The organism is Pseudomonas sp. BSw22131 (assembly GCF_026810445.1).
Taxonomy (GTDB): domain Bacteria; phylum Pseudomonadota; class Gammaproteobacteria; order Pseudomonadales; family Pseudomonadaceae; genus Aquipseudomonas; species Aquipseudomonas huanghezhanensis.
Genome location: NZ_CP113949.1, coordinates 3,041,628 through 3,061,263 on the forward strand (window position 1 = coordinate 3,041,628; position 19,636 = coordinate 3,061,263).

At 58.3% G+C, this 19,636-nt stretch carries 19 protein-coding genes, 3 tRNA genes and 1 pseudogene; 13 read left to right on the forward strand and 10 right to left on the reverse strand.

All coding sequences use genetic code 11. The features are described 5' to 3' along the window. Nucleotides 1–83 precede the first annotated feature (83 nt). Nucleotides 84–302, forward strand: a pseudogene (locus OYW20_RS13560) (integrase); the annotation flags it as partial. A gap of 89 nt (nt 303–391) precedes the next feature. Here OYW20_RS13560 and OYW20_RS13565 read toward each other — a convergent pair. The 9 genes from OYW20_RS13565 to OYW20_RS13605 all read right to left on the reverse strand — a co-directional run bounded on the left by OYW20_RS13565 (nt 392) and on the right by OYW20_RS13605 (nt 5,424). Beyond that, nucleotides 392–478, reverse strand: a tRNA-Leu gene (locus tag OYW20_RS13565). 339 nt (nt 479–817) lie between these two features. Then, nucleotides 818–1,015: a HipA N-terminal domain-containing protein gene (locus OYW20_RS13570; RefSeq protein ID WP_268796494.1), complete on the reverse strand. Its 198-nt coding sequence runs from the start codon at nt 1,013–1,015 to the stop codon at nt 818–820. A 39-nt stretch (nt 1,016–1,054) separates the two neighbouring features. Further along, the gene (locus tag OYW20_RS13575) at nt 1,055–1,309 is read right to left on the reverse strand and encodes a helix-turn-helix domain-containing protein (RefSeq protein ID WP_268801127.1); all 255 of its coding nucleotides are present in this window, start codon (nt 1,307–1,309) and stop codon (nt 1,055–1,057) included. A 247-nt stretch (nt 1,310–1,556) separates the two neighbouring features. Beyond that, nucleotides 1,557–1,630: transfer RNA gene (locus OYW20_RS13580), tRNA-Cys, on the reverse strand. 45 nt (nt 1,631–1,675) lie between these two features. Beyond that, nucleotides 1,676–1,751, reverse strand: a tRNA-Gly gene (locus tag OYW20_RS13585). Nucleotides 1,752–1,811: 60 nt separating this feature from the next. Then, entirely contained in the window at nt 1,812–2,372 is a 561-nt protein-coding gene (gene pgsA / locus OYW20_RS13590; RefSeq protein ID WP_268796495.1) for a CDP-diacylglycerol--glycerol-3-phosphate 3-phosphatidyltransferase, read from the reverse strand. 32 nt (nt 2,373–2,404) lie between these two features. Further along, a complete protein-coding gene (gene uvrC, locus OYW20_RS13595) occupies nt 2,405–4,228 on the reverse strand; it encodes an excinuclease ABC subunit UvrC (protein WP_268801128.1) in 1,824 nt (607 codons plus the stop codon). Between the two features lies 1 nt (nt 4,229). Beyond that, nucleotides 4,230–4,874 (reverse strand): response regulator transcription factor GacA, encoded by a 645-nt coding sequence (gene gacA, locus OYW20_RS13600; protein ID WP_268796496.1) that lies wholly within the window; start codon nt 4,872–4,874, stop codon nt 4,230–4,232. A gap of 187 nt (nt 4,875–5,061) precedes the next feature. Further along, nucleotides 5,062–5,424 (reverse strand): helix-turn-helix domain-containing protein, encoded by a 363-nt coding sequence (locus OYW20_RS13605; protein ID WP_268796497.1) that lies wholly within the window; start codon nt 5,422–5,424, stop codon nt 5,062–5,064. 82 nt (nt 5,425–5,506) lie between these two features. Here OYW20_RS13605 and OYW20_RS13610 point away from each other — a divergent pair, with 82 nt between their 5' ends. Beyond that, entirely contained in the window at nt 5,507–5,740 is a 234-nt protein-coding gene (locus OYW20_RS13610; RefSeq protein ID WP_268796498.1) for a DNA-binding protein, read from the forward strand. Here OYW20_RS13610 and OYW20_RS13615 read toward each other — a convergent pair. Then, nucleotides 5,732–6,511 carry a carbon-nitrogen hydrolase family protein gene (locus OYW20_RS13615; RefSeq protein ID WP_268796499.1) on the reverse strand — a complete coding sequence of 260 codons (780 nt, stop codon included), beginning with the start codon at nt 6,509–6,511 and terminating at the stop codon, nt 5,732–5,734. The two genes, OYW20_RS13610 and OYW20_RS13615, sit on opposite strands and share 9 nt — an antisense overlap. 211 nt (nt 6,512–6,722) lie before the next feature. On the opposite strand from OYW20_RS13615, the gene OYW20_RS13620 reads away from it, so the two are divergent. From OYW20_RS13620 to OYW20_RS13670, 11 genes are all read left to right on the forward strand, one after another. Continuing rightward, a complete protein-coding gene (locus OYW20_RS13620) occupies nt 6,723–6,869 on the forward strand; it encodes a hypothetical protein (RefSeq protein ID WP_268796500.1) in 147 nt (48 codons plus the stop codon). A 334-nt stretch (nt 6,870–7,203) separates the two neighbouring features. Further along, nucleotides 7,204–8,289 (forward strand): 3-deoxy-7-phosphoheptulonate synthase, encoded by a 1,086-nt coding sequence (locus OYW20_RS13625; protein WP_268796501.1) that lies wholly within the window; start codon nt 7,204–7,206, stop codon nt 8,287–8,289. Between the two features lie 295 nt (nt 8,290–8,584). Further along, nucleotides 8,585–9,466, forward strand: a complete 882-nt coding sequence (locus OYW20_RS13630) for an esterase/lipase family protein (RefSeq protein ID WP_268796502.1) — start codon at nt 8,585–8,587, stop codon at nt 9,464–9,466. A gap of 103 nt (nt 9,467–9,569) precedes the next feature. After that, the gene (locus tag OYW20_RS13635) at nt 9,570–9,851 is read left to right on the forward strand and encodes a peptidylprolyl isomerase (RefSeq protein ID WP_027898593.1); all 282 of its coding nucleotides are present in this window, start codon (nt 9,570–9,572) and stop codon (nt 9,849–9,851) included. Between the two features lie 225 nt (nt 9,852–10,076). After that, nucleotides 10,077–11,945 carry an extracellular solute-binding protein gene (locus OYW20_RS13640; protein ID WP_268796503.1) on the forward strand — a complete coding sequence of 623 codons (1,869 nt, stop codon included), beginning with the start codon at nt 10,077–10,079 and terminating at the stop codon, nt 11,943–11,945. After that, nucleotides 11,945–13,009, forward strand: coding sequence for a microcin C ABC transporter permease YejB (locus tag OYW20_RS13645; RefSeq protein WP_268796504.1), 1,065 nt, complete (start codon nt 11,945–11,947; stop codon nt 13,007–13,009). The genes OYW20_RS13640 and OYW20_RS13645 overlap by 1 nt, the downstream gene beginning before the upstream one ends. After that, a complete protein-coding gene (locus OYW20_RS13650) occupies nt 13,009–14,031 on the forward strand; it encodes an ABC transporter permease (protein WP_268796505.1) in 1,023 nt (340 codons plus the stop codon). Before OYW20_RS13645 ends, OYW20_RS13650 begins: the two co-directional genes overlap by 1 nt. A gap of 1 nt (nt 14,032) precedes the next feature. Continuing rightward, nucleotides 14,033–15,616 (forward strand): ABC transporter ATP-binding protein, encoded by a 1,584-nt coding sequence (locus OYW20_RS13655; protein ID WP_268801129.1) that lies wholly within the window; start codon nt 14,033–14,035, stop codon nt 15,614–15,616. Between the two features lie 56 nt (nt 15,617–15,672). After that, a complete protein-coding gene (locus tag OYW20_RS13660; protein WP_268796506.1) occupies nt 15,673–17,088 on the forward strand; it encodes a sigma-54 interaction domain-containing protein in 1,416 nt (471 codons plus the stop codon). Nucleotides 17,089–17,373: 285 nt separating this feature from the next. Continuing rightward, on the forward strand, nt 17,374–18,765 hold the full coding sequence (locus OYW20_RS13665) for a GntP family permease (protein WP_268796507.1): 1,392 nt from the start codon (nt 17,374–17,376) through the stop codon (nt 18,763–18,765). A 10-nt stretch (nt 18,766–18,775) separates the two neighbouring features. After that, nucleotides 18,776–19,549, forward strand: coding sequence for a 3-hydroxybutyrate dehydrogenase (locus OYW20_RS13670; RefSeq protein ID WP_268796508.1), 774 nt, complete (start codon nt 18,776–18,778; stop codon nt 19,547–19,549). Nucleotides 19,550–19,636 lie beyond the last annotated feature (87 nt).

Consider the following 19,636-nt stretch of genomic DNA (forward strand, 5'->3'; position numbering starts at 1 on the left):
CTTGCGCAGCGGTTGCGTCGTTTCGGGAGGCTAGTTCAGATTTCGCAGATGCCAACACTTGAGCCAGCGTAGAGAGTGCTGCGATGACGACTGCGATACTCCGGAAGCGGTTTGGTCATGCAACGAAGACGGCAAAGGTTCCAAAGGCCGAGTTTCAGATGAGGGATTTGCGCGCCAAGGCAGGCACCGACAAGGCACAAAGTAGCGGGGATATCTTGCAGGCGAAGAAGCAGCTGGGACACACAACTGTCGCCATGACCCAGCATTACATTCGCAGAAGGAGAGGCAAAAAGGTCACATAAACAGAGTGAAGTGCGGCAACATTTCATAATTGCGGCAATCTTGAAACGACTCAGGCGCTTCGGAAATCTCCGTAAGCGCCTGATTTGTATGGTGCCCCGAGCCGGAGTCGAACCGGCACATCCTTTCGGACGACGGATTTTAAGTCCGGTGTGTCTACCAATTTCACCATCAGGGCGGTAGCACTGTGTGCGACTCAACAACCCGATGTCTGGGCTGCCAGTGCGACAAGAGGGGGGAATATATACATCCCTTCCCGGGCACGCAAGCGCAACGCGCCTGTGAATGAGACCGAATATTGAACGGGCAAACAAACTGGAAAAACCTCGACAGATCAGCGGCCTACGATCATTGCTCGTCATAAAGGCACAGCGCCAAGAGCCATGGATGCCTGAGAGCCGAAGATTCACGCGCCGAAACGGCCCGTTTTTCAGGATTACAGAACAAAAGGTGCGAGGTTGAGGCCGCCCCTCCTCACCCTTCGCCTGAAGACGCGAAGGCAGTTAAAGCCATGCACTTAATTACTGAAACGCCGCACGAGTTCTTCTTTGAGGTGCCCTTCGGGCAGGTGCATTTCGAACCGGGGGTGGAAGCCATACTCCCAGTTGTAGCTCTCTGGCCGAACCGGCATGGTCAGAGATACGGCGTCCTCCTCGGCGACAGCTTCGTTATACGAGAAAACCGAACCATGCTGCCTGTCCTCGCTCCGCCCCAACGTTCCGACCGACGAACCACTGAGCCGATATATAGCCGATCACTGAGACTCGTCATGGACGTTTCCTGATTTCAGTTCATCAAGGTTTTTGCGCCGACGTTTGGGCGCAGCAGTCAATTCGTAACCTAAGCCCTCAAGGATCGCTGCAACCTTGCGGATGCCGACCTCCGGGACCGTGTTATTTTCGATCCCTGAGATGGTGGCGCGACTCATGCCGTGTCGCGCCGCAAGCTGCGCTTGGGACAAACCAGCAGACTTGCGCAGCGCTTTGATCAACAACCCCAAGTTATCCATGCGCAATTGAATCCTATACGATGCATATACGAGAAAAACCTTGTTTTGCATCGTTGATACGCGCTCGGATTGACATTATTTTTTGCTGCGGCGACCCAGTGTGGACATATAGGCATGCGACTTAATGAGCCAGATCAGAACGGGCGAACAGATCGGCTGTCTCGAAAAAGTCCCTCACATGCATCGAATAGGCAAATCCAAAGCACAAAAAAAACCCCTAAGACGTTGATCTTAGGGGCTTTTAAAGTGGAGGCCGAGGTCGGAATCGAACCGGCGTGAACGGATTTGCAATCCGCGGCATAACCATTTTGCTACTCGGCCTCAAACATTTAGCGTTCCAACTGCTAACACCAAATGCATACAAACTGGAGCGGGAAACGAGACTCGAACTCGCGACCCCGACCTTGGCAAGGTCGTGCTCTACCAACTGAGCTATTCCCGCTTCTTGGTGGCCGCCATTCTATAGATTCAAATGACGACGTCAACCCTTTGATTCAAAAACTTATTTCTCTTCGGTCGTAGTCCGCAGGTGCGGCCATGCCGCACGCAAATACTGAACCATGGACCACAAGGTCAGCCCCGCGGCAATCATGAGCAGCACGTAACCCAGCACTACCCAGAAGGTGAACGCCGGGGCGTTGGCGAGCAGGATAACCAGCGCGATCATCTGCGCGGCGGTTTTCCACTTGCCCAGGTTGGACACGGCGACCTGCGCGCGCGCACCCAACTCGGCCATCCACTCACGCAGTGCGGAGATTACAATCTCGCGCCCAATGATGACCGCTGCAGGCAAGGTCAGCCAGAAGTTGGCGTGCGCCTGAACCAGTAGCACCAAGGCCACCGCCACCATGAGCTTATCCGCCACAGGGTCAAGAAAAGCGCCAAACGGCGTGCTTTGCTCGAGGCGACGCGCCAGATATCCGTCCAGCCAGTCAGTTGCGGCCGCAAGAGCAAACACCGAGCTGGCGGCCATGTAGCTCCAGCCATAAGGCAGATAAAACAACAAAATGAAGATCGGAATCAGCAGGACACGTAAAACGGTGATCAGATTAGGGATATTCATCGGCACAACTGGCTACGAGGTGAGCGAGCATTCTACTCGCTGTGCAGGTTTGCATAAATCGACTCTGCGAGCTTTTTACTGATACCCGGTGCTTTGGCGATTTCTTCGATGCTCGCGCGGGACAACTCTTGCAGCCCGCCAAAATGCTTGAGCAGGTCACGACGCCGTGTCGGGCCTACCCCGGCGACGCCTTCCAGCGTTGAAGTACGGCGTGTTTTACCTCGCCGCGCCCGGTGGCCAGTGATCGCGAAACGGTGAGCTTCATCGCGGATTTGCTGAATCAGATGCAGCGCAGGCGAATCACCTTTCAAGGTGAATTCATGGGCTGCATCGTTCAGATAAAGCGTCTCAAAACCCGCTTTGCGCGTCGCGCCCTTGGCAATCCCCAACAGAATCAGGTCCGGCACGGCGAGCTCGTTCATCACATCGCGCGCCATGGACAGCTGACCCTTGCCGCCGTCGACGATGAGGATGTCAGGCAACCTGCCCTCGCCATCCTTTATTTTGCTGAAACGGCGCGTGAGCGCCTGATGCATGGCAGCGTAGTCGTCGCCACCGGTAATGCCTTCAATGTTGTAGCGACGATAGTCGGACTTGATCGGGCCTTCCGGGCCGAATACCACGCAGGACGCCACGGTGGCCTCACCGCTGGAGTGACTGATGTCATAGCACTCGAGCCGCAACGGTGCTTCGTCAAGCTTCAGTACCTCGGCCAACGCGTCAAAGCGCGCCGCCATGTGCTGGCGGTTGGCAAGCCTGGCGCCCAGAGCCTGTTCGGCATTGGTGACCGCCAATTGCTGCCAGCGCGCGCGAGTGCCCCGTACGCGGTGGCTGATGGTCAGTTCCCGGCCCCGCGAGCTCTCGATGGCCTCGATCAACGCGGGAAAGTCCTCGTTGACCACGTTGACGATTATCTCGCTCGGCAGCTCGCGATCTGTCCCGCCCAGAAAATATTGAGCCAGAAACGCCGACATGACCTCGCCCACTTCTTCTTCGATCCCGACCTGAGGGAAGAAATTCTTGCTGCCCAGCACACGACCGCCGCGCACGCTGATCAAATGCACGCACGCGCCGCCCGGGTTAGTAAACGCAGCGACGACATCGACATCACCGGTGCCGCCGTCCATGCTTTGCTGATCCTGAACACGCCGCAACAGACCAATCTGATCGCGCAGTTCCGCGGCGTGCTCAAAATTGAGCGACATGGCGGATTTTTCCATCAACGCGTTCAGCTCATCAGTCAGCGCATTGCTGCGGCCTTCGAGAAACATGACCGAGTGACGCACATCCTCTGCGTACACCTCAGGCTCGACAAGCCCCACGCACGGTGCCTTGCAGCGCTTGATCTGGTATTGCAAACACGGGCGAGTGCGGTTTTTGTAAAAACTGTCTTCGCATTGGCGCACCAGAAAAGTCTTCTGCATCAGGCTCAAGCTTTCGCGAATCGCGCCGGCACTTGGGTATGGCCCGAAATAACGGCCTTTGGCTTTTTTGGCCCCACGATGAATGCTCAACCTAGGGAACGGCCCGTCCGACAGATGCACGTAGGGGTAGGACTTGTCGTCTCGCAACAGGATGTTGTACGGCGGGCGGGATTCTTTGATCAGCGTCTGTTCCAGCAACAACGCCTCGGTTTCGTTGGCGGTGATAGTGGTTTCGATCTGAGCGATGCGGGCGACAAGCGCGCCGGTTTTTGGCGCATGGCCGGTCTTGCGAAAGTAACTGGCGAGGCGTTTCTTCAGGTTTTTGGCTTTGCCGACGTAAAGAAGACGCGCATCGGCATCGAACATCCGGTAAACACCAGGACGGCCACTGCAGGTAGATAAAAAAGCACTGGGATCGAACAATTGAGTCATTTCAGGCGCTGGCATCGACCATGCCGTGACGAACAGCCAACAAAGCCAATTCGACATCGCTGCCGATAGAGAGCTTCTCGAAGATGCGGTAACGGTAGGTATTGACGGTTTTAGGGGAGAGACAAAGCTTGTCGGATATGGTCTGCACTTTCTGGCAGCCGACGATCATCAGCGCAATCTGGATTTCGCGCTCCGACAGCAGGTCGAACGGGGAATTACTGGTCTGCGGCTGAAATGATTTGAGCGCCAGTTGTTGAGCGATTTGCGGACTGATGTAACGCTGCCCTGCAAACACGAGCCGGATGGCCTGGACCATTTCTGTCAGCCCGGCGCCCTTGGTCATGTAACCGGCAGCGCCCGCTTGCAGCAGGCGGGTCGGGAAAGGATCTTCCTCGCACACCGTCACCGCGACCACTTTGATATCCGGATGGCTTCTGAGCATTTTGCGTGTTGCTTCAAGACCACCGATGCCAGGCATCTTGACGTCCATGAGCACTACATCGGGTTTTAGTTCTCGGGCCTTCTTCAGGGACTCTTCACCTGAATCGGCCTGACCGACGACTTGCAGACCTTCTATGTCGGCCAACATGCGCGTGATACCTGTTCGAACCAGATCGTGGTCATCGACAACCAGCACCCTAATCAAGCAGACACCTCGCGGAACAATTCATGACGAATGCTCGTCACTTTAGCAAAAAAGGATGCGCGAGCCCTAACCTGAAGTCGGGCTCGCACTGAAGCGATAAAACTGAATATGTTCCCGACACGCTATCATCATCGACGACATTTTTTGTAAAAATCTTCAATTGTGCGCATCAGGCGCAGCGAGTTTGTCACTGGTTTGAATCCGGTTTTTTCAAACTGGCATAAGGCGCGGAAAGCTCCGCCAGCGTAGTGGTCAGGCGGCGTATGGCGTCCTGATCCTCTTTGACCAGCGACCGATAACTGCCCAGCACTCCCTCCTCCACGTTACTCAAACGCTCAAGCGGCACGGGTGTACGGTTGCCGGTCAGGACGTACAAGACATCTACGCCAGCGCCCGCCACCGCTGCCAGATAATCGGCCTTGGGAGCGCGATGGCCGTTTTCGTATTTTCCCTGGGCGTTGGCTTCGACTCCGCCTATTTCACCAAATGCCTTTTGAGAAAGGCCCAATCGTTCTCGTTCTTCCTTAAGTCGAACACCTATTCCACTCATTTGAATGCGCAACCTTGTTGACTACACCCTTACGGATGGTAGAATCCAGATAAAATTAAACAGACTTGAACGGTTTTGAACTATGCCCGGAATCCGCACCGCAGCACAAGCCAAGGCCTGGCTCGAAGAGCAAGGCAAATCGGTTCAAGCTTTTGCGCGGGAAAATAATGTAGATCCGGCAACGACTTACCAAGTGCTGTCAGGCCGAAAGAAAGGCCGCCGCGGTGAAGCCCACAAGGTCGCCGTACTCCTGGGCATGAAAATTGGCGTAATCCTGTCGACCGAGGACGGATTACCCGCATTGCCTTCAGACTGACAAAGGCTCGACAAACGCTGACCATTGACCCGCCTCGCAGGAGGCAATCAACAAACAGTCGCCTTCACCTTCGACTGCCGCCAGTTGTCTACCGTCTTGTGCCCAGACAGCGCTGCGACCTGCCGACTGCCACCCCCCTGTCTGGCCTCCGTAATTGGCCATCATCACCAGCATCCTGTACTTGAGCGCGTAACCGGCCAACATCGCAGTGTCAGTCGCATACCCATTCTTTGAAATTAATGCACTGACTGCGTAGACGTCGGCCGCGGCCAGAGATGCACGGCGCACGTGTGCCTCGTGGGTGAAATCCGCACACACGGCCAATGAAATCCGCCGCTCACTAGCGATCAACGGAGTGCCACCATTTCCCACAGAGAACACACGTTCTTCGCCAGGGTGCAAGTACTGCTTGGTGTAGACCTCAGCGTGTCCTTGTGGGCCCAAGGTCAGCGCAGCAATCAAGATATCGGGTTGGATCTGGCCGTCGATATCGACACGAGTGACATCGCGAAGCGGAACACCCACAACAGTCAGCATCGCATGTTGAGCTGCCAGGTCGCTTAGCGGCTGCAGACGGACGTCGTTGGCATCAATCGCCAGTTCGCGAGCCAGTTCAGGTTCATAGCCGGTCAACGACAGTTCCGGAAACAGCAGAAAACTGACGCCACGCCGAGCAGCCTGCCGCATGAAACACAGATGCTTCAGCACATTCGCCTGGAGATCCCCCGGTTCAACCACGATCTGTGCGACCGCGAACCTTTCGAAATTCATCTCATCGCCCCGTTGATTGAATAGCGCTATACGTTGCGCGCTACTTTAGCGGTATATCAGCGACCTCTGAAATTAGCGTGCCTGTCTGACTGATGCAGTAGATGTGCTGAGACATGGCTGGCCCCACGCCTCAATCGCGTTAATTGAGATTTGTAATTGAACAGTGCCGCCGCTGTGAAGTAAGCTCGTTCCCATTCAACGGAGACACACCATGTTGCAATCAGCCCACTCTCAGCTCTGCCGCACTGCCGACGCCACGCGTCTGGTTGCTCAGGCCGTTGCGTGGGAAGTGAGCACCACGGTCAGCTCCCGCACTGCTTATTTTTATGGGTATTGGTTTAGCCACTGGCGCGCCTGATACCCATCCGGCGCCCATTATCAAGGGGACGCCAACCAGAGAATTCTCTACCCCCGGTCGGCTACCCGATCGGGGGTTTTGTTTTTCTGGCCTTTGATAAATCTACGTTTCGAACCTGATGACTCAGCAGAGGATTACGCAATGAACGACCGCCGCTATTACCGCAACGACATCGACTTCGCATGGCGATTTAGCAACCTCCGTTCGGGACAGCCAGCCGCCTCCGATCGGTCACTGACAGGTGGCAGCCATACCCAGACAGCCAATCCGGCTAATTGTCGAACACCCCAGTAGGCCCGCGCGGGATCCTCCCCGCCGGCCAGGAAGCCAGAACATGAATTCGTCCGTCGCCACTAAAACCCTGACAAGTCTTGCGTCCGCTCCCGTGGCCCTGATTGACAACGTCCCTGCCCCACAGCGCCTGCCCAGCGCCTTGCACCTCAAAAACCAACTGCCGCTGGATGCCGTGCTGACCCAACAGGTCGCCGCCCACCGCCAGTCCGTTCGCGCCATTCTTGACGGCGAGGACTCCCGCCTGCTGGTCGTCGTCGGCCCCTGCTCGATCCACGACCCTCAATCAGCGCTTGAATACGCAAAGCGCCTGGCCGAATTGTCCGCCAAAGTCAGCGACCAACTGCTGCTGGTGATGCGCGCCTATGTCGAGAAGCCCCGGACCACAGTCGGCTGGAAAGGCCTCGCGTACGATCCGCACCTTGATGGCAGCGACGACATGGCCGAAGGTCTGACGCTTTCTCGTCATCTGATGCGCGAGATGCTGCGATTGGGGCTGCCGGTCGCAACCGAATTACTCCAGCCCATGGCGGCGGGCTACTTCGACGACCTGTTGAGCTGGGTAGCGATTGGCGCACGCACCACCGAATCGCAAATCCACCGGGAGATGGCCAGCGGCCTCGCGATGCCGGTCGGTTTCAAGAATGGCACTGACGGCAGCGTAGCCGTTGCCTGTGACGCCATCCGCTCAGCCGCTCACCCGCATCGGCATTTCGGGGTTGATCGCCAGGGTCACCCCGCGATCATCGAAACCAAGGGCAATCCGGACACGCACATTGTTCTGCGCGGCGGCCACAGCGGGCCGAACTACGACCCACAGAGCATCGCGCAGGTTAACGCCAGCCTCGCCAAAAACCGCACGGCGGCGCGGATCATGGTGGATTGCAGTCACGCAAACAGCGGGAAAGACCCGTTGCGTCAGCCAGCAGTCTTCGAGGACGTGCTTAACCAGCGTTTGAAGGGCGATAACAGCGTGATCGGCATGATGCTCGAAAGTCATTTGTTCGAAGGCTGTCAGCCGCTGAGCAAATCGATGCGTTACGGCGTGTCAGTCACCGATGGATGCCTGGGCTGGGACGGCACAGCGCAAATGCTGCGCGAGGCGGTCGATAAACTGCGTTACAGGTAACAACCGGAAACGGGAAGTTGGCCGGTAATCCGTAGCCAACTGCCCCCTTGGGCAGTCATTCCCTGCCGAGCGATTATCTGCATCTGCAGACAGCCATTGTACGAAACCGTCGTAATGCATCCACGACGCCACCCGCCAGTACGTCGCCTGCTGCGACAGCGCTGAATCAGCGCGGCGTGCAGCGCACCTGGCGAAAACAGGCATCAGCTGCCATACGGGACGTGAGCGACAACCGCTGTCATCTGGCTGTCGCCGCAGCCGTTATCGTCAAGGCCCCGCAAACGGAGGCTTTTTCATGCACACGGAAGTGACAACCAAGTACCCCATCCTGCTGGTTCATGGCCTGTTCGGCTTCGACCGCATTGGCACATTCGAGATGTTCTACGGCATCAGTTCGGCGCTGGAGAAAGCAGGTTGCCGAGTCCACGTCCCAGCGCTTTCGGGCACCCACAACAACGAAGCACGGGGCGAACAACTGCTTGAGCAGATCGAACGCTTCCTTAAAAGAACAGGCTTTACCAAGGTCAACCTGTTTGGTCACAGCCAGGGTGCCCTGACCTCTCGCTACGCGGCGGCCAAACGGCCCGACCTGATTGCGTCTGTGACCTCCATCAGCGGCCCCAATCACGGCTCGGAAGTCGCTGACCGGGTGCGCCAGGCGTTCGAGCCAGGCGCCCTGCCCGAACAAGTCGCTGCAACGCTGACAACCGGGTTCTCAAAGTTTCTGGCGCTGCTCAGCGGTGACTCGACACTGCCACAGGACCCGATAGCAGCGCTTGATGCGCTGACCAGCAAAGGCGTCGGGGCCTTCAACGCTAAGTACCCCCAGGGCCTTCCCGCCCGCTGGGGTGAAAACGGCCCGGAATGGGTCGATGGCGTTGGCTACTATTCGTGGAGCGGTTGCATCAGCGGCAGATTGACCAGCGACGGCAGGAATGCCTTCGACCCGTTACATCTGGCGTGCCGCAGCTATGCGCTATTGTTTGACCGGGAAAAAGACTTCAATGACGGACTCGTCGGGCGTTTCAGTTCGCACTTGGGCAACGTCATCCGCTCCGACTACCCCATGGATCACGTTGACACCCTCAACCAGACCGCAGGAGTCGTGCGCAAGGGCATCGACCCGATCAAGCTCTATATTGATCAGGCGTTCAGGCTCAGTAGCAAAGGTTTGTAGAAAACAGCCTGTCAGCGACAGAGAACACGTCTGGAACTTTCTCGGGAAAAGCCCTCCTTAATCCGGTAGGCTGATTTCTTTTTTTTCACAGGAGTACTTTCAAATGGCCAAAGCCACTGCCCGCCACATCCTCGTTTCCAGCGAAGAGAAATGTAACGAACTCAAAGCGCAGATCGAAGGCGGCGCTGATTTTGCCGAAGTTGCCAAGTCCAACTCCAGCTGCCCTTCCAGCCGTCAGGGCGGGGATCTGGGATCGTTCGGTCCAGGCCAGATGGTCAAGGAATTCGACACCGTCGTATTCAGCGCCCCGGTCAACGTGGTCCAGGGTCCGGTGAAAACCCAGTTCGGTTATCACCTGCTTGAAGTGACCAGCCGTCAGGACTGATCCTTACGCACTGCTGGTTTCGAACGGCCCGCCCTTAAAAGCGGGCCGTTCGCGTTTTTACGGACCTACCTTCCGTGGGCAGTTACAAACACCACCTGAAATCCGGTACCTTGGCACCCGAGGCAACCCACAATAAGTCAGACAAACGTAAGGGCAGAACATCGTTATCTGTCCATGACCCTCAACCGCGATGCTGTGCCCGGGGCATCAGTCAGGATTCGTTTAATGCGTTTTGTTTTTTCATCGCTGATGGTTGCAACGCTGGCCCTTGCCTCGGGGTTTCACTCCCTGTCCGCCGCCCCCCAACACGCATTGACCGTCTACGGAGAAGCACCCCGCTACCCGGCTGAATTTCAGCACTTTGATTACGTAAACCCCGACGCCCCGAAAGGCGGCAGCATGCGCCGCTCTGCGCTGGACATCGGTCAGTTCGATCACATCATGCCGTTCCTCGATAAAGGCACTGGCATCTCGCAAGTCAGTGGACTGCTCTACTCGCCCCTCGCGGTGCGCTCGCTGGACGAGCCCTACACGGTTTACGGGCTGGTGGCAGAGAAGATGGAGCGCGGCGCCGATGGTATGTCGCTGCGGTTCTTCCTCAATCCCAAGGCGCGGTTTGCCGATGGCACGCCGATCACCGCCGATGACGTGCGCTACACCTACAACGTGTTGATGACCCAAGGCAGCCTTTCATACCGTACCGAGTTCGAGGACGTCAAAGGCGTCGAGGTTGAGTCACCCACCCAAGTGCGCTTCGATTTCAAGAGCAATCAGAGCCGCACCCTGCCCCTGGATCTGGCCTCATTGCCGGTGTTCCCGGAGCACTGGTGGAAAACCCGGGACTTCGCCGATGCCGGCAGCTTTGAGGCGCCGATGGGCAGCGGTCCCTACCGGATCGGCAAAATAGACCCCGGACGCAGCATCACCTTCGAGCGTAACGCAGACTGGTGGGCCAAAGACCTGCCCGAGGTGCGCGGCACCTACAACTTTGATCATTTCACCGTCGAGTACTTTGGCGATATCGACGTGGCACGGCAGGTGCTGCGCGGTGGCGGCTACGACTACAACCGAGAGTTTTCAGCCACCGGCTATTCAATTGGCTACACAGGCGATGCGCTGACCGAGGGCCGCCTGCAACGGGCGCAGCTGGCCAAGGGTGCGGTACAAAGCTCCCAGGGCTTCATCTTCAATCTGGATCGCAAGAAGTTTCAGGACCGGCGCGTAAGGCAGGCGCTTGCACTGCTGTGGGATTTCGAGTGGACCAACAAACAGATGATGCGCAACGTCTACATTCGCCAGAGCAGCTACTTCTCCAACAGCGACCTGGCCGCCACACAGTTGCCGACTGCCTCCGAGCTGAAAATTCTAGAACCGTTGCGCGGGCAGATCCCGCCTGAAGTCTTCACCACGGTCTTCGAAACGCCCAAAACCGACGGCACAGGTTTTATCCGCGACAAACAACTGCAAGCGCTGCAACTGCTCGAAGAAGCCGGCTGGATGCCCAAAGGCGATCAACTGGTCAACGCCGACGGCGAGCCACTGAGTTTCACCTTTCTGAACGGGCAAAACGGTTTCGAGAAAATCCTTTTGCCCTACAAGCGCAATCTGGCGCAGATCGGCATCGACTTCGAAATCCGTCGCATCGATTCGGCGCAGTACCTGAACCGGGTCATGGCCCGGGACTACGACATGATCGTCACCGGCTACAACGTCTCGACCTCGCCGGGCGTGGAGTTGTACAACAGCTTTGGCTCGAAAGTGGCAAAGGATCCGGGCTCCAGTAACTACATGGTGCTTCAGGACCCGGCGGTCGACACGTTGATCAACGGCCTGGCCACGGCAGGCAACAAACCGGCGATGATCGACTACGCCCATGCGCTGGACCGGGTCATGCAGTGGGGTTTCTACTGGATTCCCAACTACTACCCGCCCGGCTCTTCGACGGTCTGGTGGAACCGCTTCGGCATTCCAAAGGTGCAGGCCAGCAACAGTGAGGCCATCGACACCTGGTGGGAGATCAGCCCGCAAGCCCTGACCAACGAGCAATTCGCCAAACAGCGTGGCGCCTCGGCTATCCCCTCGGAGGTGAAGTGATGCTCGGTTATCTGTTGCGGCGCCTGTTGCTGATCATCCCGACGCTGTTTGCGATTTTGCTGGTGAATTTCTTCATTGTTCAGGCGGCGCCGGGCGGTCCGGTGGAGCAAGCCATCGCCAAGCTGCAAGGGGTAGCAGGCGGCACGATCGGCGCAGGCCATACCGAAACCATGAACGCCGGCCAGTCCCGCGCGAGCCGGGGCCTGGACCCCAAACTGATTGAAGACATCAAGCACCAGTACGGCTTCGACAAACCACTGCACGAACGCCTGTGGCTGATGCTCACCAGCTATGCACGGCTTGACTTCGGCAACAGCTTTTTCAGGGGGGCAAAGGTCACGGACCTGATTCTGCAAAAAATGCCGGTGTCGATCTCGCTCGGACTCTGGGCAACGCTGATCACGTATCTGGTGTCGATCCCGCTGGGGATTCGTAAAGCGGTCAAGCACGGCAGCCACTTCGACATCTGGACCAGCACCGCGATCATCATCGGCTACGCGATGCCAGCGTTTCTGTTTGCCATGTTGCTGGTGGTCGTGTTCGCCGGCGGCACCTCGTTGAACTGGTTTCCGGTACGCGGTCTGGTGTCGGAAAACTTTGATCAACTGAGCACCGTGGGCAAGATCGCCGACTACTTCTGGCATTTGGTCCTACCCGTTTCGTCGTTGGTGATCGGCGGATTCGCGACGCTGACGATCCTCACCAAGAACTCCTTCCTTAATGAGGTCACGCGCCAGTACGTGGTCACGGCACGCGCCAAAGGCCTGAGTGAACGCCGCGTGTTGTACGGCCATGTGTTTCGCAACGCCATGCTGCTGGTGGTCGCGGGGATTCCTCAGGCGTTCATCAGCGTGTTCTTTGCGGGCTCGCTGTTGATCGAGGTGATTTTCTCTCTCGACGGTCTGGGCCGGATGAGCTACGAAGCCGCCGTCGCGCGCGACTACCCCGTGGTGTTTGGTTCGTTGTTTATCTTCACGCTGTTCGGCCTGCTGATAAAACTGGTGGGCGACATCTGCTACACCGTGGTTGACCCCCGAATCGACTTCAGCGCGAGGAATGTGTGATGCGCAGTTTGTCTCCGGTGGCTCGCCGTCGTTTCGAGCGCTTTCGCAAAAACCGCCGTGGCTGGTGGTCGCTGTGGCTGTTCTGTGGGCTGTTCCTGATCAGCCTCGGCGGCGAGTTGATCGCCAACGACAAACCTTTGGTGCTGAGTTATCAGCACGGTTTGTATTTTCCGGCGTTCAAGCGTTACACCGAACAGGAATTTGGCGGCCAGTTGCCGTTCCAGCCCGACTACCGCAGTGAATACGTGCAACAACTGATCAAAAAAGGTGACGGCTGGATGCTGTTTCCGCCGATCCCGTTCAGTGACGACACGCCCAATTACGAACTGAATAAACCAGCGCCCAGCCCGCCCTCCTCGGTCAACTGGCTGGGCACCGACGATCAGGCTCGGGACGTATTGGCGCGGGTGATCTTCGGCGCTCGGGTGTCCATCCTGTTTGCCTTGGCGCTGACCTTCATCAGTGCGCTGATCGGCATCACTGCCGGCGCGTTGCAAGGCTATTACGGCGGCTGGGTCGATCTGCTTGGACAACGATTGCTGGAGGTGTGGTCCGGACTGCCGGTGCTGTACCTGCTGATCATCCTGTCGGGGTTCGTGGAGCCCAATTTCTGGTGGCTGCTGGGGATCATGGCGCTGTTTTCATGGCTGGCGCTGGTCGACGTGGTGCGCGCCGAATTCCTGCGCGGGCGCAACCTGGAATACGTCAAGGCGGCGCGCGCGCTCGGCCTGGGCGACCGCAAAGTGATCATGCGGCACATCCTGCCCAATGCGATGAACGCCACGTTGAGTTACTTGCCGTTCATTCTGACGGGGGCGATCTCGACCCTGACAGCCTTGGATTTCCTCGGCTTCGGCATGCCTGCGGGCAGTGCGTCGCTGGGCGAGCTGATTGGTCAGGGCAAGCAGAACCTGCAAGCGCCGTGGCTCGGTCTGACGGCATTTTTCACCCTGGCGCTGATCCTGTCGCTGCTGGTTTTCATTGGCGAGGCGTTGCGTGATGCCTTCGACCCGAGGTCTTGAGATGTCCGAAAACCTGATCGAAATACGCGACCTGTCGGTGTCGTTCAGCGGCAACACAGTGGTCAAGAATCTGAGCCTGAACATTCCGGCCGGTGAGTGCCTGGCACTGGTAGGCGAGTCCGGCTCCGGCAAATCGGTGACGGCACATTCCATCCTGCAACTGCTGCCCCAGGCGGGCACGGTCAGTACCGGCAGCATTCGCTATCGCGGCCGGGAGTTACTGGGCGCCGACGGCAAGGTCCTGCGCGAAATTCGCGGCAACCAGATCGCGATGATCTTTCAAGAGCCCATGACCTCGCTCAACCCGCTGCACACGGTCTCCAAACAAATCGGCGAAACCTTGTTGCTGCACAAGGGCATGACTGGCCGCTCGGCGCAAAAGCGCATCCTTGAGCTGCTTGAGCTGGTGGGGATCCAGAACGCCAAGAAACGTCTGAAGGCCTATCCTCATGAATTGTCCGGTGGCCAGCGGCAAAGGGTGATGATCGCCATGGCGCTGGCGTGCGAGCCGGAGCTGTTGATAGCCGACGAACCCACCACAGCACTGGACGTCACGGTGCAGCGCAAAATCCTGCTGCTGCTCAAGTCGCTGCAGCAACGGCTGAACATGTCGTTGCTGCTGATCAGCCACGATCTGAATCTGGTGCACAGCATCGCTCAGAAGGTCTGTGTGATGCGCGCGGGTGAGATCGTCGAGCAGTCCAATTGCCAACTGCTGTTCAAAAACCCGCAGCACCCGTACAGCCGATTGCTGCTGGATGCAGAACCCGCTGGGGAGCCGCTGCCACGCGACACCCGCGAAAAAGTGCTGGAAGTCGACAATCTGCGCGTCTGGTTTTCCCTCGGCGGCGGTATTTTCCGGCGTCATCAGGAATACCTGAAAGCCGTCGACGACATCAGTCTGAGCATCGAGCGCGGCAAGACACTGGGCATTGTCGGCGAGTCTGGCTCGGGGAAATCGACACTTGGGCAGGCAATCCTTCGCTTGCTGGAGTCGCGTGGCAGTATCCGCTTCAAGGGGCAATCGCTGGACACCCTGAGTCAGAAACAGATGCGCCCCTGGCGCAAACAGATGCAAGTGGTGTTTCAAGACCCTTATGGCAGCCTCAGCCCGCGCATGTCGGTGGCGCAGATCATCAGCGAAGGGCTGGAAGTGCACAGCGAACTGGACAAGGCCAGCTGTGAGAATGAGGTCATTCGGGTGCTGGAAGAAGTCGGTATCGACCCGTCGAGTCGGCACCGTTATCCCCATGAGTTTTCCGGCGGTCAGCGGCAACGTATCGCGATCGCCCGCGCCCTTGTGCTCAAACCTGCCCTGATTTTGCTGGACGAGCCCACGTCTGCTCTGGACCGTACCGTGCAGAAGCAGGTGGTCGCGCTGTTGCGTCAGTTGCAGGAGAAACACGGCCTGACGTATCTGTTCATCAGCCATGACCTGGCGGTGGTAAAAGCGCTGGCCCACGACGTCATCGTGGTCAAGGACGGCAAAGTCATCGAACGCGGCGCCAGCCACGATGTATTCGATGCGCCTCAGCATCCGTATACCAAGGAGCTGCTGGCGGCAGCACATCCGGGCTTCAACTGAAACCAAACAGCAGTCTGCGCGGCCAGTTGCCGAAGAGCGAAGCGACGGAACAGTGCATGAAAGACAGTGAAAGCCTGAAGGATTACCGGCGCGTACGGCGACTTGCGATCCGGTCGTTGTTCGAAATTATTGAACAGTCCAGTGAAGGTACTGTGATCGTCGACAAGGAAGCCCGAATCGTCTGGATCAACGAGCGCTACGCACGGCGCTTCGGCCTTGAAGACCCCAGCCGCGCGATTGGCCAGCCGTGTGAAAAAGTCATTCCCGGCAGCTTGCTGCGTCAGGTAGCCAGCGACGGTCAGCCCATTCTGCTGGACATGATGGACACCGCCAAAGACCCGCTGGTGGTCATGCGCCTGCCGATTCATGACGACGGAGGCGGTGTTATCGGCGCCATCGGTTTTGCGCTGTTCGATGAACTGCGTGCACTTTCGCCCCTGCTCAAGCGCTACCAGGGCATGCAACAGGAGCTGGCCTCGACGCGCTCGTTGCTGCGGGCCCGACAGGCCAAATACAGTTTTGCGCACTTTATCGGGACCAGTGCGCCTAGCCTTGAAGTCAAGCGCCGGGCACGGCGCAGCGCCAGTGCTGATTCGCCGGTGTTGCTGCTGGGCGAAACCGGCACCGGCAAAGAGCTGCTCGCCCATGCCATCCACAACGCCTCGCCACGCGCCAGCAAGCCGTTTGTCAGCATCAACAGCGCGGCCATTCCGGAAACGCTGCTCGAAGCAGAGTTTTTTGGCACCGCTCCCGGTGCATTTACCGGCGCCGACCGCAAAGGGCGTAACGGCAAGCTGCACTTGGCCGAGGGCGGAACGCTGTTTCTCGATGAAATCGGTGACATGCCGCTAGCGCTGCAAAGCAAGCTGCTGCGTGTGTTGCAGGAAAGAGAATACGAGCCGGTCGGTTCCAACCAGATGATCAAAAGCGATGTGCGCCTGATTGCGGCGACGTCCACCGACCTTGAGGCGGCGATCAAGCGCGGCGACTTCCGGGCCGACCTGTTCTATCGCCTCAGCGTGTTGCCGATCAAAGTGCCGCCGCTGCGCGAGCGCCTGGATGATTTGCCCGCGCTCAGTGAAGCCATTCTTGAAGACCTTCACAGCCAGCATGAGCTTGAACAGGACGCCATGAACGTGCTGACGCAACACGCCTGGCCGGGCAACATCCGGGAACTGCGCAACGTGCTCGAACGGGCTGCACTGCTCAGTGATGACCTGCAACTGGATGCCCAGGAAATCCGCGCAGCGATTGGCACACTGTTGCCGCTGGAGCCCCCGATCCCCGTCGCTCTGGAACAGGACGCGGGGCAAACCTACAGCGAGGCACGCCAGCAGTTCGACCGCACGCTGATCCAGTCGAAGCTGGCTCAATGTGGCGGAAATGTGGTGCTGGCGGCCCGGCAATTGGGTCTGGGCCGATCTACGCTTTACAAGAAGATGGCGGCGTTGGGGATTGCAGAGTCTCAGTAAAGAGACTTGAGTCTATTTATCGAGACCGGGCCCTGCTAGAGCGCTGCTTGCCCGCGAATGCTTTATCTGTCAGCTAAAGATGTTCCAGCAGTCACGGCCTCCTCGCGGGCAAGCCTCGCTCCAACGGGCTTTCCGTCTCCATTGTGAGACTTCATGCGCTCCACCCCTCTTTTATTTCTTAAATAACTATAAAAAACAAAGGGTTGTATATTTGGCACGAACCTCGCTCTTGTCCCGTCAGCGGCCAGACCGCACCCAAAAAACAATAACAACAGGAGACACTCAATGAGTGTGATCATTGCCCTGGCAGCTTTAACGCTGCTGATGGTGGCTGCTTATCGGGGTTACAGCGTCATTCTGTTCGCCCCCATCGCGGCACTCGGTGCTGTGTTGCTCACCGATCCCTCTGCCGTAGCGCCCGCTTTTACCGGGGTGTTCATGGACAAGATGGTCGGCTTCGTCAAACTCTACTTTCCGGTGTTCTTGCTCGGTGCGGTATTCGGCAAGCTCATCGAATTGTCAGGTTTCTCGCGCTCGATCGTCGCTGCGGCCATTCGGTTGCTCGGCACCAAACAGGCGATGCTGGTTATCGTGCTGGTGTGCGCGCTGTTGACCTACGGCGGCGTATCGCTGTTTGTGGTGGTGTTTGCGGTGTACCCGTTCGCCGCCGAGATGTTTCGCCAAAGCAATATCCCCAAACGACTGATCCCGGCGACCATCGCGCTGGGCGCGTTCTCCTTCACCATGGACGCCCTGCCCGGCACCCCGCAAATCCAGAACATCATCCCTTCGACCTTCTTTAACACCACCGCGTGGGCTGCACCGTGGCTGGGTCTGATTGGCACCGCGTTCGTGTTCTGCGCCGGCATGCTGTTCCTGCAACGCCAACGCAATAAAGCCCATCGTGCAGGCGAAGGTTACGGCACAGAGTTGCGCAATGAGCCGGACACCCCGCAAGACATCGCGCTGCCCAACCCCTGGATCGCCCTGGCGCCGCTGTTGCTGGTGGGGGTCATGAACTTGCTGTTCACGCAGTGGATTCCCCAGTGGTACGGCAAGACTCACACGCTGTCGTTGCCCGGCATGGCCGCCCCGGTGCAGACCGAGATCGCCAAGATCACCGCAATCTGGGCGGTGGAAGCCGCCTTGCTGGTTGGTATCCTGTTTGTATTGGTGTTTGCCTTCAATGCGGTGCGAACGAAACTCGCCGAAGGCAGCAAAAGTGCAGTGAGCGGTGCGTTGCTGGCCGCGATGAACACGGCGTCGGAATACGGTTTCGGCGCAGTGATCGCCTCCCTTCCCGGCTTTCTGGTGCTGGCGAACGGCTTGAAAAGCATTCCCAATCCGCTGGTCAACGAAGCCGTCACCGTAACCCTGCTGGCCGGCATCACCGGCTCGGCGTCCGGCGGCATGAGCATTGCGCTGGCGGCGATGTCGGACAGCTTCATCGCGGCCGCCAACGCGGCCAATATCCCGATGGAAGTCCTGCACCGCGTCGCCGCCATGGCCAGTGGCGGCATGGACACGCTCCCGCACAACGGCGCGGTGATCACCTTGCTGGCAGTCACTGGCCTCACCCACCGCGAGGCGTACAAGGACATTTTCGGGATCACGATTATCAAGACCCTGGCGGTCTTCGTGGTGATCGCGACCTTCTATGCAACCGGCATCGTATGAGGAATCGAACATGAGTCTGCACGGCAAAACCGCACTGGTCACCGGATCCACCAGCGGCATCGGCCTGGGCATTGCCCTGAGCCTGGCCAAGGCCGGGGCCAATCTGGTGCTCAACGGTTTCGGTGACGCTTCGGCGGTTATCGAGCAGGTCAAGCAACACGGTGGCGGCAAGGTTGGGCATCACCCGGCAGACGTCAGCGACGTGGCGCAGATCGCCGACATGATCGATTACGCCGAGCGCGAGTTTGGCGGCGTCGACATTCTGGTCAACAACGCCGGGATTCAGCACGTGGATGCGGTGGAGGATTTTCCGGTCGAGAGTTGGGACAAGATCATCGCGATCAACTTGTCTTCGGTGTTTCACAGCACCCGACTCGCGTTGCCAGGCATGCGCGCCAAGGGCTGGGGCCGGATCATCAACATTGCGTCGGTGCATGGGCTGGTGGGTTCGACGGGCAAGGCCGCTTACGTGGCGGCCAAGCACGGCGTGATCGGGCTGACCAAAGTGGTCGGTCTGGAGACCGCCAGCAGCCAGGTCACCTGCAACGCCATCTGCCCCGGCTGGGTGCTGACCCCTCTGGTGCAAAAGCAGATCGATGATCGCGGCGCCCAGACCGGCGACGTCGAGCAGGCGAAGATCGACCTGCTGACCGAGAAGCAGCCGTCACTGGAGTTCGTCACGCCTTCACAGCTGGGGGAATTGACGTTGTTCTTGTGCAGCGACGCCGGTGCACAGGTTCGCGGGGCGGCATGGAACATCGACGGTGGATGGCTGGCGCGTTGATCCTGATTCCACCCATGACACCGCTTCGCCAACAAGTTGGCTCCAGATCGTGTTGGCGCCCGCCCGGTGGTGTATCTGGGGTTTTAA